The 11,254-nt window shown below is 56.1% G+C and carries 8 protein-coding genes and 1 pseudogene; 4 read left to right on the top strand and 5 right to left on the bottom strand.

Translation table 11 applies throughout. From position 1 onward, the window contains the following. Nucleotides 1–161: 161 nt before the first annotated feature. The 5 genes and pseudogenes from Q7J88_RS07855 to Q7J88_RS07835 all read right to left on the bottom strand — a co-directional run. Nucleotides 162–794: pseudogene (locus tag Q7J88_RS07855) on the bottom strand (methyl-accepting chemotaxis protein); the annotation flags it as partial. Between the two features lie 421 nt (nucleotides 795–1,215). Further along, nucleotides 1,216–3,537, bottom strand: coding sequence for an FAD-dependent oxidoreductase (locus Q7J88_RS07850; RefSeq protein WP_303721621.1), 2,322 nt, complete (start codon nucleotides 3,535–3,537; stop codon nucleotides 1,216–1,218). Between the two features lie 14 nt (nucleotides 3,538–3,551). Next, a complete protein-coding gene (locus tag Q7J88_RS07845; RefSeq protein WP_303721620.1) occupies nucleotides 3,552–5,195 on the bottom strand; it encodes a glutamate synthase-related protein in 1,644 nt (547 codons plus the stop codon). Beyond that, on the bottom strand, nucleotides 5,183–6,289 hold the full coding sequence (locus Q7J88_RS07840) for a glutamine amidotransferase family protein (protein ID WP_303721619.1): 1,107 nt from the start codon (nucleotides 6,287–6,289) through the stop codon (nucleotides 5,183–5,185). Before Q7J88_RS07840 ends, Q7J88_RS07845 begins: the two co-directional genes overlap by 13 nt. A 340-nt stretch (nucleotides 6,290–6,629) precedes the next feature. Next, nucleotides 6,630–7,694 (bottom strand): branched-chain amino acid aminotransferase, encoded by a 1,065-nt coding sequence (locus Q7J88_RS07835; protein WP_303721618.1) that lies wholly within the window; start codon nucleotides 7,692–7,694, stop codon nucleotides 6,630–6,632. Nucleotides 7,695–7,848: 154 nt separating this feature from the next. Here Q7J88_RS07835 and larA point away from each other — a divergent pair, with 154 nt between their 5' ends. The 4 genes from larA to Q7J88_RS07815 form a co-directional block, all read left to right on the top strand. After that, the gene (larA, locus tag Q7J88_RS07830) at nucleotides 7,849–9,126 is read left to right on the top strand and encodes a nickel-dependent lactate racemase (RefSeq protein WP_303721617.1); all 1,278 of its coding nucleotides are present in this window, start codon (nucleotides 7,849–7,851) and stop codon (nucleotides 9,124–9,126) included. 80 nt (nucleotides 9,127–9,206) lie between these two features. Next, a complete protein-coding gene (locus tag Q7J88_RS07825; RefSeq protein WP_303721616.1) occupies nucleotides 9,207–9,413 on the top strand; it encodes an HDOD domain-containing protein in 207 nt (68 codons plus the stop codon). Nucleotides 9,414–9,634: 221 nt separating this feature from the next. Further along, the gene (locus tag Q7J88_RS07820; protein ID WP_303721615.1) at nucleotides 9,635–11,029 is read left to right on the top strand and encodes an FAD-binding oxidoreductase; all 1,395 of its coding nucleotides are present in this window, start codon (nucleotides 9,635–9,637) and stop codon (nucleotides 11,027–11,029) included. Between the two features lie 2 nt (nucleotides 11,030–11,031). Continuing rightward, the coding region (locus tag Q7J88_RS07815) for a 4Fe-4S dicluster domain-containing protein (RefSeq protein WP_303721614.1) at nucleotides 11,032–11,254 on the top strand (223 nt) is incomplete at its 3' end.

The raw sequence follows: 11,254 nt of genomic DNA, 5'->3' as shown, positions 1-11,254 counted from the left end.
AAGACTGTATACCGAATGCGCACCCTTGTCTGTTCTGTATCTCATGTTTATATAATCAGATAGAACTGAACATTTTACAACAAAAAACATTTTCGCCTTTCATCCCCCACCTTTCGGAAGGAGACTTCCCGGCGAAGTGTTAAACTGGGTCCGTTGGTGATTCAGTATCTGCCGAACTCATCGACATCCAATTGGATATTAGGTCTCGGTTTGGTCTGTCTCGCTGTTCCACCCCAGCCGATGCTTGCGGCCGGTTGGAGGGGTGTGGTTGGCATTGGTTGCGGGGCAGCTATCGGCGGAGGAGTGGCAAACTGCGACCCAGCGCTGGCTAATCTAAAGTGACTGAGCATCTGCTTCATCTGCGCCGCCTGACTGCTCATCTCTTCCGCTGCAGCAGCAGACTCTTCCGCCGTTGCGGTGTTCTGCTGAACTCGGCCCCAACTTCTGGTTGATCTGCGCAATTCCCTGAGCCTGTTCGTTGCTCGAAGCGGTGATTTCGGCCACCACATCCGTCACCTTGGTAATTGAACCAACGATCTCATTCCGTACCGTCGAAGTTTGTTGTGCGATCTGGGTGTCGTTTTCGGTTTTTCCCATCGAGCCTTCGATCATTTCAGCAGTTTCTCAGGCAGCCTTGGCACTTCGTGCTGCCAGCGGACCTCTTCGGCAACCACCGTGAAACCCTTGCCATGCTGCCCGGCGCGGGCTGCTTCGACGGCGGCGTTGAGCGCCTGCGGGTTGGTTTGGAAGGCGATCTTGTTGATGCTCTGGCCTGATATCTCTACATTCGAGGCTGTCTGACAATTCATCCAAGGTATTTGCCAGCACGCCAAGTTCGTCTTGTTGCAACATCTGAGAATTTTTCCGCCAGGGCTGGACAGGCCAACACCTAAAACGTCAGGGACTGCTCCGAGCCTTGTCAGAAGATCCTCAAAGACATCCATTTCGCCTCACTCCAAGGGCCCGCCGGTTCCGATTTTGAGGCTCTCATAGAGAGTACCGGCTTGATTAAACGCCGCGGCGTGTGCGGGCTCGATGGTTTCTTCTTGTTGATTCTTGAGAAGATTCCTAGAATTCAGTGCGGTGTAAGAGAATTGGCCCCGAGCATCGGAACTAAACGTTTCTATCCACCTTTGTCTGGTGGATAGAAACGTAATAAAAAAGGCGGCCCTGGATGGACCGCCTTAAGGTGCAGACTAATTTGAGTTTTAGTGGTTATACCACCTGCTCCATTCCCCAGATACCGCAGGGACACATGCCGGCGCAGATGCCGCAGCCTATGCAGATGTGATCGTCGCTGATGTACTCGAAGCTGCCATCCTTGCTGTCTTCGCGGCGGATTGCGCCTTCCGGGCAGGCCTCTAGGCACATGCCGCAATCGCGGCAGGTGCCGCAGGAGATACAGCGGCTGGTCTCCCTTGTTGCGTCGGTAAAGTTGAAGCGGCTGCGGTTGTGCGGCCGGAACAGCTCTTTGCTGAGACACTCCTGAGAGATCTGTGGCAATTTCTTCTTGGCGATCAGTTTTTTGCCCGCGAACAGGTCGTCGATGTACTCGGCGGTCTCGCGACCGTGGCCGATAGCATGAGTCAGCAGGCCCGGTTCAGTGGTGTCGCCGATGGCGAAAACGCCAGACGCTTTGGTCATCTGCCGGCAGTCGTCGATCTGCGCCATACCGCGCTCATTTAGCCACTCGCGCGGAATGAAGCTCAGGTCGGGACGCTCGCCGATCGAAATGATGACGGTGTCGGCTTCAATCAGGCGGCCGTCCTTTGTGTACAGCCCCTTCTCATCGACTTTCTCGGTGAAGATCGGCCACTCGATGGTGCCGCCGAGTCTTTCGAAGTGATCAATTTCCTTTTTGAACGCAGCCGGCCGCTGGATGTCGATGGCGGTGACCTTCTTCGCCCCCATGGCGTAGGCGCCAAGACAGACGTCCATGCCGGCGTTGCCGGCACCGATGACGACGACCTTCTCGCCAACGGTTGGGTTTTCACCGTTGTTGACCGCTTTCAAAAACTCAAGCCCTTTGACCAGTCGCTCATGGCCGGGGAAGGGGATCACAACCGGATTGTGAGCACCGGAGGCGACGATCACGGCATCGAAATCCTTCTGCAGCTTCTCGAACATCGCCTTGTCGACCTTGGTGTCGGTCTGAATGGCGACGCCCATATCCTTGATCCGCTGGATCTCCCTGTTGAGCGATTCGGCCGGCAGCCGGTCAGTCGGGATAACCTGGCGCAGCTTGCCGCCGACGTCCTTGTCCGCTTCGATGATGGTGGCGCCGTGACCGAGCAGACGTAGGTGCCAGGCGGCGGAGAGGCCTCCGGGGCCGCCACCGATGATGGCAACCTTCTTGCCGCTGTCCGGCTTCGGCATGGGAGATTCGGCCTCCATCGACAATTTGCCGAGGGCTTGCATCGAGACCGGCAGGTCGATGTACTGGCGGGTGCAGGCGTCCATGCAGGGGTTCGGGCAGACTTCGCCGCAGACGCTGCTCGGGAAGGGCGAAAAGTTCAGTACCAGCTCAATCGCTTCCTTGTATTTGCCTTCTCGCAGTAAGTTGATCCGGTCCTGGGTCGGGATCGAGGAAGGACAGGCAGCCTCACAGGGAGCACAGAAGGCCTTGTTCTGCCAGTGCGGAATTTTTAGTCGGTCGTTACCAGTGTTGACCAGGCCAGCAGTGTAGTCGTAATTGTCGGTCACAACGTCGGCAAAGATGCCGCCGTCGCCAACCCACTTATTGAGCCGAAACTCACGCATGGTCAGGCGCATCGGCTTGTGCTTTTGACGCTCTTCGTAGGTTTTTGCGGAGATCTTTTTCCACTGGTTGAAGTTGAGCAGGGTTTCCAGGTGCTGGCTCCGTTCGACTTTCTTGAGGAAGGTCGGCAGGCCGTTGCTCAAAAATTCACGGTCGGCATCATCTAGGTCGAGCAACCAGACTTCGTCCGGCAGGTTTTTCGCTTCGCCGCGGATGTAGATGGTTCCGCCGACCATTCCCATGCAGGCCCGGTCGCCGAGGACCGAGTCGAATTCTTCACTGTCGATACCGCAGATGACTGCGGTGCCGCCGCCCATGAATTCAAAGCAGAATGAGCCGGTGTTTTTGAGCACCCACAGTTCCGGGGCGTCGTAAGCTGGGTCGTGTTTCATCAGCGAACCGGAGCGGGTACCGACCCTGCCGGCGACGTAGATCTTGCCGCTCGCAGCGCAGTGCGCGGTGGTGTCGCCGGAGTCACCCTTGATGATCAGCTCGGCACCGGCATTCAGCCAGCCGGCGTCAGCCGGGGCGGAACCGTTTACGGTAATGCTGGTTCCCTCAAGGCCGAACGATCCGACCCTTTGACCCGGGTTTTTGACGGTGAACTTCAGCGGAGTGCCATCTTCTGTCCACAGGGGACCGCCAATATCGTGGTGACCGCTGGAGAGGACTTCGAACTCGGTTTTGCCTTTGTCCAGCTCGGCGTAGATCTTCTGCAACAGTTGCTGCGTCGAGATCCGCTTTTTATTTTCATCAAATCCTTTGATCTTTACAGCCATTTTTCTACGCCTCCTTAACAAACATGCTGAATCTGCAGACGTTCAGCGACGGCATGGTCTGTAGCGACCAAGGCGTCAGCACGGCCTACAGGGAGGGAGGAGTTACCGATCGGCGCCATCAGCTTTTTGAACTCCTGGTCCATTGCCAGATAGTAATTGACGATGTTCTGCGCCACTTTTTCCGGGTCGAGGCGATGTGCCAACTGCGGTTCCTGGGTCGTGATTCCGGCCGGGCAGAGGCCGGTGTTGCAGGCGTTGCAGCGGCCCTGATCGTTACCGACGCAGCCGGCCATCTGCAGGATCAGTTTGCCTGTGAATACGCCGTTGGCGCCGAGACAGATCATCTTGAAGGCATCTGCAGCGAGGTCACCTGTTTTGCCGAGGCCGCCGGCAGCCCAGAGCGGAATTTGACCCTGGCGACCCTGAGTGACTGCCGCCAGATAGCAGTCGCGTAGTTTGCTGACGATCGGGTGGCCGGTGTGGTCGAGGGATACTTCGTGGGCCGCGCCGGTACCGCCGTCGATGCCGTCGAGGAAGAAGCCGCCGACAATGTTGTACGGGTCGCGAACCAGGTTGTTGAAGACCGAGACCGAGGTTGCCGAAGCGGCTACTTTGATGGCCACCGGCACGCGGAATTTGAAGGCTGCGTTGAAGGAGAGGAACATCTTCTGCACACTCTCCTCAATCGAATAAAGCCCCTGATGGTTCGGCGGACTGAGCAGATCGGCTTTGGGTACGCCGCGGATCGCTTGGATATGTTCGGCAACCTTTTGCGCCATCAGCAGCCCGCCATCGCCCGGCTTGGCGCCTTGGCCAATCTTGATCAGGATACCGGCCGGGTCTTCGATCATGTACGGCATCGTTTTGACAATTCGGTTCCAGCCGAAGTGGCCGGAAGCGATCTGCAAAATCAGGTATTTGAGATATTTCGATTTGAGCAACCGGACCGGTACGCCACCCTCGCCTGAGCACATCCGTACCGGCATGCCGCATTCTTCGTTGAGGTAAGCGGTCGCCATAGCGACCCCTTCCCACATCCGCCAGGAGAGTGCGCCGATCGACATGTCGCCGATGATCACCGGGTAGATCCAGTTGACCGGCGGGGTCAGATCGGTGGTTACCAGTTGCTGATCTTGATCAGGATGGAAAGGCAGCTTTTTCGGCGGCAGAATCCGGCCGAACGGTGCCAGCAGGTCGAAGGTATGACGCTGGGCATCGAGGCTCGGGTCGGTCATCTGTGAAATGCGGCCAACGCGAATCTTGTCCAGAGTCCGAGTGCTCCCTTCTAGGTTTTTGCGGCCGCCCCGCTTGATCGAGTCGCCGCCGAGGCAGCGGGTGATGATTGGGTGACGGGTATCCGGATTACGCTCCGGCTTGATGGCGTCGTTCGGGCAAATCTTTTCGCACATGCCACAGCCACGGCAGTAGTTCTTGATTGACTTGGCCTGGCGGATTACCGGCACGGCCGAGAAACGCTGCTTCGGCTCCGGGAAGTTGCCTTCGGAGAAGACCATCCTCCGGCGTTCAACTTTCGGCAGGATCGCCTTGAAGGAGCAGGTAGCGACACAGGAGCCGCACATGGTGCAACGGCTGGCGTCATATTTGATTTTCCACGGCAGGTCGTTGGCCGTGACGTCGTTCAATCTCATTGTTTCCATCTTTGAACCTCCAATTTGTCGTCGATCACGACAACTTCCCGCTCGTTCGGGTAGATATCGGTTTCCCAGTTACGATTGGGGAGGATTTCGTTGATTCCGCAGACCTCCGAGGAGATGACCACGGTGCTCTCGTCGCGGCCGATAACCACTGGACGCAGCTTTTTCGCGTCGCAGCAGGTGAACAGAGTGTTGTTCGGTAGCATGCCGATGATGGTGTTCGGACCGTTGATCTCCAGGTGCGCCAGCGATTGGCGGATGCCGAGCAGCTGCTTCTGATCCTCGCGCTGGTCGATTTCTTCGAACGGCAGCGGGGTGACAACGTGCTTGTAGTAAGAGAGCGGCCAGCCGAGTTCACGGTGGACATAGTGCAGGGTGTAGAGAAAGCACTGTGAGTCTGATTCAAAGCCGATGTAGCCGCGGTGCAGCCCTTGCTGGAATTCCTTGTTTTTCAGATAAAAAGTGTTTTCGCCGTTAGCCAGCGCGGTATAGCCCTGGAGGTGGAAGGGGTGAGCTGCGTAGCGGACGATATCGTAGTTGGTGTTCTGCCGGCACTGGGCGGTGATCACCTTGGCGGTAAAGCGTTTGTTCGGTTCCCACAGATTGAAATAGGTACCGATGTCGCGCGGATCGCCGATCTCCTTGAGGGTGATGACATCCGGCCAGAAGGAGTAGGCGAAGCCTTCCTCATTCGGCTCGAGCGCCGCGCGCAGCTTCAGTCTTGTGTTAAGCAGCAGCTCTTCCTTCTCTTTCTGGTCGGCGTTGCGGTAGGCGCGCGGGTAGTCGAAGGTTTCGAACACGTAGTTCGGCATGGCGTTGATGTCGAGGCCGGGCTGGTTATTGACCTCCGGCGCCCATTGCATCACCCGCAGAAAACCGATCTCATGCAGGATGTCTTCGGCGATTTTGATGCCGGCGTCGGTACAAGCCATCGACAGGGTCGGCAACTTTTTGTATTGCCGGAAAATCCCGCCGAGGTTCTGCATCACCATGGCGAAACCCGAGTTGTCATGGCCTTTCTGCTGTGATTGCATCAGTTGCAGGGCCATGCTCGGATGGATATAGTTGAGACTTTTTATTGCTCCAATACGACACATGGAATCGACTCCTTCTGTTCAGAAGTGATGATATTTATACGTAAAGTTTGTTTCGAGTAGTTCGTTACCGGTAGTTTTGAGGTTTCCCGGAGGTTTTTACTAAACTTCAGATATTGCAGCAGAGACTATGCCAACTTTTGTGGTGTGGTGTTAAGTGTTTGTTTAGGAAGATTTTTTGCGGTCAAAATAGTATCTTAGCGACTTTGCAGGAGGGAGTGAAAAATATATAGGGTCGGTGAAATGCCGAGATTGAGTAGTTATTCCAGTCTTATGAGTACATAATAAATCGGGCTGCTTACTTTGTCAGCAAGCAGCCCGTAGGGTCCTTTCTTGCGTTTGCTTACAGGGTGGTGACCCAGCCATGTGGATCGGGAAGACGGCCGTACTGGATTCCGGTCAGGGTGTTGTACAGTTTCATGGTCAGTTCGCCCGGCTCGCCATCGCCCAACTGAATGCAAGTGTCTTTGTAGCAGAAGGAGCCGACCGGAGAGATAACCACCGCGGTGCCGGTGCCGAAGGCTTCTTTAAGCCGACCGTTCTGGGCGCCCTCCATCACCTCGTCCACGGTCAGGGCGCGCTCCTCGATCTGGTAGCCCATTTCGGTCAGCAGTGTCAGGGCCGAACGGCGGGTGATACCGTCAAGGACGGTTCCTTTCAGTGGCGAAGTAACGATCTTGCCGTCGTAGAGGAACAACATGTTCATGCTGCCAACTTCCTCGACATATTTTTTTTCCTTGGCATCGAGCCAGAGGACCTGATCGTAGCCTTTTAACGATGCCTCGCGGGCACCGTAGAGGCTGGCCGCGTAGTTGCCGCCCGTCTTCGCTTCGCCGGTGCCACCATCGGCGGCGCGGACGTAGTGATCTGAAATCCAGATCTTGACCGGAGCGATTCCGCCTTTGTAATAGGCACCAACCGGGCAGAGGATGACGTAGCAGAGGTACTGGTCGGCAGGGCGCACGCCGAGCATCGGCTCTGTGGCGATCATGGTTGGCCGGATATAGAGGCTGGTTCCTTCAGAACGCGGAACCCAACGTTCTTCCAGACGGATCAGTTCGAGCATGCTGTCGAGAAAAAACTGCTCGTCAACCTCCGGCATGCACATCCTCCGGGCGCTCTGGTTGAAGCGGGCAACGTTGTCGGCCGGTCGAAACAGGGCAATCGACTCATCCTTTAGGCGAAACGCTTTGAGGCCTTCGAAGATTTCCTGTGAGTAGTGGAGGACCATCGCCGCTGGATCCATGGTGAATGGGGCATAGGGTTGAATGCGCGCCGAGTGCCAACCCTTGCCGGTGTGGTATTCCATGACAAACATCCGGTCGGTAAACAACTTGCCGAAGACCAAGCTGTTTTCGTCTTCGATTTGCGGCTTCGGGTTGGTCACTGGTAGAATTTCAAGGTTCATTTTTCGTCCCTCCTGCGACGGCGGAAATTTGATTGATTGTCTTACTTATCACAAGGTTGGGGCGGCTGCAAGAAGATCAATCCACGCCTTGCGGAAAGCTGAAAAGCTCTTTAGTATTAACGGGTATTTGCCCAGAATTGGCGGAGGATTTGACATGGCGGAGATCGACCTTAAATATGGTGGGGGAAATCAGGCTGGACACCTGCCGTGGGATTTTATGACGCTGAAGCTGCAAGAGCAGCCAGTTGGTGATGCGGCGACACTGATTCGTGCGGCATTGCGAAAGCCGCTCGGCAGCCCGCCGTTGGAGCAGATCATCCAGTCGGGCGAATCGGTCGTGATCGTCACATCCGATATCACCCGCTATACCGGCAGCGAACTCTATCTGCCAATTCTGGTCGAGGAGTTAAATCGGCTCGGGGTAGCGGATGCCAAAATAAGTATTCTGATCGCTCTCGGCATTCACCGCAAGCAGAGTGAACAGGAGCATCGGAAGATTCTTGGCCCACTTTACGGACGGATTGAAGTGTTCGATCATGATTGTGATGATCCGCAGCAATTGGTCGATTTGGGACAGACCGAAAACGGTATTCCGGTACTGCTCAATCGCCGGGCAGTGGAGGCGGACCGGTTGATCGTTACCGGCACTGTCGGTTTTCACTATTTTGCCGGCTTCGGTGGTGGTCGCAAGGGGTTGGTGCCGGGTGTCGCAGGCCGCGAAACCTGCATGCAGAGCCACTTCGCCGTGTTCAATCCGCCGGAAGTCGGCGGCAAGCACCCCAATGCGGTGACCGGCTGTCTCGATGGCAATCCGGTGCATCGCAACCTGCTGCAAGCAGCCCGAATGGCCAAGCCCGATTTCCTGCTTAACACGGTTCTGTCACCGCAGAAACAGTTGCTGGCGGTCTACTGTGGCGAGCTGGAGCAGGCGCATCTGGCGGCTTGTGAACAGGTGCGGGATCTGTTCGCCGTGCCGCTGCTGGATGCGGCCGATTTGGCGATTATTTCCTGTGGCGGGGAGCCGAAGGACATCAATTTTATTCAGTCACAAAAGGCGCTCGATTACGGCTGCCGGGCGGTGCGCGAAGGGGGAACGATCATTCTGCTCGCCGCCTGCCGGGACGGCTTCGGACATCCGACCTTCTTCAACTGGTTCAACTATCAGGATCTGGATCAGTTCGAGGCGGCGCTGCGGGCCGATTATCAGATCAACGGGCAGACCGCTCATGCCACCCTGGCCAAGGCACGCCGCTTTCGGGTAATTCTGATCAGCGAGTTCAGTGCTGATCAGACGGCGAAGATGGGGATGGAAAAGGCGCCGAATTTGCAGACCGCAATTGTGATGGCGCAAGAAATGTTGCCTGCAGTTCCGCAGGTAGTTGTGATTCCTGATGGTGGAACGGTGTTACCGGTTGTCGCAAAGAAAGGGTAGTTATGTAGGCAAAAGAAGACGTCTTGCGGCAGGTCACCGATTCCGGTTCTTTGCCGACGCTCTCGACGGTTGCATAGACGTTGATCAATATCTCTGGCAAAGAGGAAACCTACACCTACGATATCACCAAGTTGATTTCACGGGATGTGTTGCTGTCGACCAAAATTCACAAGGTAGTCAATCCCTCCTTTTACAACTTTCCAAACGAAGTCGTTACGATCCAGCAGGCTCTGACGATTCTTGGCACCAACGCAGTGCGCAGCCTAGTGCTTTTTTCTCTTTTTTAAACATGGAGCGTTCCAAGCACGGCAAGCCGCTCTATAACGCCAAGAAGAAAGGACGTAACCGGGTGGAAAAGTTTATCGGGAAGAGTGGCTGGTTTGGCAAAAAATAGACTTTTTAGGTCATTTATTGGATAATGACCCCTATTCTGGAAATTACAGGCACGCAGGCGCCACTTTGTGGTACCCTTCGTGCCTTCTCATTTGTGAATAGAGGGAATCAAGCGATGTTGAATAGTGAATTTATTGCCAAGCTGGAGCAGATCGTCGGTGCTGAGCAGGTATCGACCAACCAGGCCGATCTGATCTGTTACTCCTACGATGCCACCCAGAAACAGTTTCTACCCGACGTGGTGGTGCATCCCGGCTGCACCGAAGAGGTCTCCGCCGTCATGAAGCTGGCCAACGAATGTCTCATCCCGGTTTTCCCGCGCGGTGCCGGTAGCGGCTTCACCGGTGGCAGCCTGCCGGTCGGCGGTGGCATCGTGCTGGTAACGACCCGCTTAGACAAAATTCTTGAGATCGACGAGGAGAACCTGGTCTCTACGGTCGAGCCGGGGGTGGTTACCGAGCAGTTTCAACAGGCGGTTGAGAAGGTCGGATTGTTCTATCCGCCTGATCCGGCTTCGCTTAAATTCTCCACACTTGGCGGAAACGTTGCCGAGTGTGCCGGCGGGCCGCGCTGTGTCAAATACGGCGTCACCAAAGACTACATTCTGGGGCTTGAAGTAGTCACCCCGACTGGTGACATCATACGCACCGGCGGCCCGACCATGAAAGGCGTGGTCGGCTATGATTTGACCAAGCTGATCTGCGGCAGCGAAGGCACCCTGGCGGTGATTACCAAGATCATCGTCAAGTTGTTGCCCAAACCGGAAGCGAAGAAAACCATGCTGGTGGTGTTCGACTCGATCGACGGTGCGGCGCAAGCTGTCTCCGATATCATTCGCAACAAGATCATTCCGACTACGCTGGAATTCATGGACAGTCGCACCATCGGCTGTGTCCGTCAGGCGACCGATCTGCAGGTGCCGGAGAACGCCAACGCGGTACTGATTATCGAAGTCGACGGCGACAAGGAATTTTTGGACAAGCAGGCGAATCGGATCGCCGAGATCACCAAGCCGCTCGGCGTGGTTGAAACTCGCATCGCCGAAACCCCGGCGGAGAGCGAAGCGCTCTGGCAGATCCGCCGCTCGGTTTCAGCGTCTTTGCGCAAGGTGAACCCGGACAAGTTCAACGAGGATATCTGTGTGCCCCGTTCCAAGGTGCCGGAGATGATCCGTAAGATTGATGTGATCGCCGACAAGTATCAGATCCCGATCGTTAACTTCGGGCACGCTGGCGACGGCAACATCCATGTCAACGTGATGATCGACAGCAAGATCGAGGGTGAGCAAGAGAAAGCGGAGCAGGCGATCGAGGAAGTCTTCAAGGGGGCGCTGGCGCTGGGCGGCACCATGAGCGGCGAGCACGGCGTTGGTATCATGAAGCAGCCGTACATTCCGCTGGAGCTGGCGAGCAACGCCATCGACTACATGAAGACGATCAAGCGGGCGCTCGACCCGAACAACATCCTCAACCCGGGCAAGATCTTCCCGAGTGACAGGCAGGTACACTGATCATGGCCAAGCTCAAAACACTCGAAGACTATCGAGAAGAGATCGGGCAGTGTGTAAAGTGCGGTTGCTGCCGCGCCCACTGTCCTGCTTTTGGTGCGGTCAAGCATGAAGGCCGCGTCGCCCGCGGCAAGATCGCTCTGGCTGACGCCCTGCTCAAGGGCGAAGTCGAGATGGAGGATCGTTTCCTGCTCGACATGTCCCAGTGCCTTCTCTGTGGCAGCTGCT

Origin of the sequence: Malonomonas rubra, from assembly GCF_003247215.1 — a bacterium.
Classification (GTDB): Bacteria; Desulfobacterota; Desulfuromonadia; order Desulfuromonadales; family Geopsychrobacteraceae; genus Malonomonas; species Malonomonas rubra_A.
Note: the sequence above shows the minus strand (reverse complement) of the source record. Positions and strands in the feature narration are given on the sequence as shown.

Coding starts and splice junctions, on each gene's coding strand:
- Q7J88_RS07840 (WP_303721619.1), bottom strand. CDS start 6,289: ATGTGTCGTATTGGAGCAATAAAAAGTCTCAACTATATCCATCCGAGC.
- Q7J88_RS07850 (WP_303721621.1), bottom strand. CDS start 3,537: ATGGCTGTAAAGATCAAAGGATTTGATGAAAATAAAAAGCGGATCTCG.
- Q7J88_RS07835 (WP_303721618.1), bottom strand. CDS start 7,694: ATGAACCTTGAAATTCTACCAGTGACCAACCCGAAGCCGCAAATCGAA.
- Q7J88_RS07845 (WP_303721620.1), bottom strand. CDS start 5,195: ATGGAAACAATGAGATTGAACGACGTCACGGCCAACGACCTGCCGTGG.
- larA (WP_303721617.1), top strand. CDS start 7,849: ATGGCGGAGATCGACCTTAAATATGGTGGGGGAAATCAGGCTGGACAC.
- Q7J88_RS07820 (WP_303721615.1), top strand. CDS start 9,635: ATGTTGAATAGTGAATTTATTGCCAAGCTGGAGCAGATCGTCGGTGCT.